This is a genomic window from Verrucomicrobium sp. 3C, from assembly GCF_000379365.1.
GTDB lineage: Bacteria > Verrucomicrobiota > Verrucomicrobiia > Methylacidiphilales > Methylacidiphilaceae > Methylacidimicrobium.
The window spans coordinates 1,327,348-1,328,465 of the sequence record NZ_KB901875.1 but is presented as its reverse complement, the minus strand read 5'-3'; the positions used below and the strand labels follow the sequence as shown (position 1 = coordinate 1,328,465).

At 63.8% G+C, this 1,118-nt stretch carries 1 pseudogene (running past one end of the window); it reads left to right on the top strand.

Annotated features, from left to right (window positions below):
- A pseudogene (locus A37A_RS16315) lies at nt 1-890 on the top strand (cupin domain-containing protein) (it extends 43 nt beyond the left edge of the window).
- Nucleotides 891-1,118: the final 228 nt, after the last annotated feature.

Here is a 1,118-nt window from a genome sequence, read left to right as displayed (position 1 = left end):
TCGAGAAGCCGGATCGGGCACGCGCCGAGGGTTTTGCCGCTTCGGGCCGACATTTCTGGAATGCGGGGATCTTCTGCTTTCGGGCCGATGCGCTCCTCGCGGCTCTCGCGGAGTGGGCTCCCGAGATGGCCCAGGGGATCGAGCGCTGCATGGGCGGGCTCCGGGAAAAGGATGGCGTCGTGGAGCTTCCCAAGGAGTTCGGGTCCCTTCCGTCGCTCTCCTTGGATTACGCGGTCATGGAAAAGGCCCGGAAGGTCGCCGTCGTTCCCGCTCCCTTTTCTTGGAGCGACGTAGGTTCCTGGTCGAGCTATGCCGACCTGCTCCCCGCCGATGCGCGGGGGAATCGGGTCGTGGGAGAGGCGCAGCTCCGGGATGCCGAAGGCTGTGTCGTCTATGCTCCAGACCGGCTCACCGCCGTCCTGGGGGTGCAAGACCTCCTCGTGGTCGACACGCCCGACGCCCTCTTGATCGCGGCCAAGGACCGGGACCAGGAGGTCGAGGCCGTGGTGGCCGAGCTCAGGAGACAGGGACACCCGGCTCATCTCCTCCACCGGACGGTCCACCGGCCCTGGGGGACTTATACCGTCCTGGAAGAGGGCTCGCGCTTTGCGATCAAGCGGATCGTCGTCCGGCCCGGAAGGGCGCTCTCGCTCCAGATGCACCATCACCGGAGCGAGCACTGGGTCGTCGTGTCGGGCACGGCCAAGGTGACGCAGGGAGAGGTGGAGCAGTTGATCCGTCCGAACGAGTCGACCTATATCCCGGCGGGAATCTCCCACCGGCTGGAGAACCCGGGATTGATCGATCTGGTGATCATCGAGGTGCAGTGCGGGGATTACGTGGGAGAAGATGACATCGTCCGCTTCGAGGACCGCTATGGGAGAGCCTAGGACGGCACGCTCCAGGAGAACCGCTTGAGAAATCCCGCTTGCTTCGCCATCCACGGGATTCGATAAAGGAACGAGATGCGGGAGCTCTGGAAGATTCTCCAATTCTCTGCGCCATTTCTACGCAGACATTGGAAGATCCTGGCGTCGGGCGTGCTCACGGGCTTGGTCTTCGCCTCGATCAACGGCACCTATCTCTTCGTGCTCAAGGCCGCGATCGACAACTTCCTG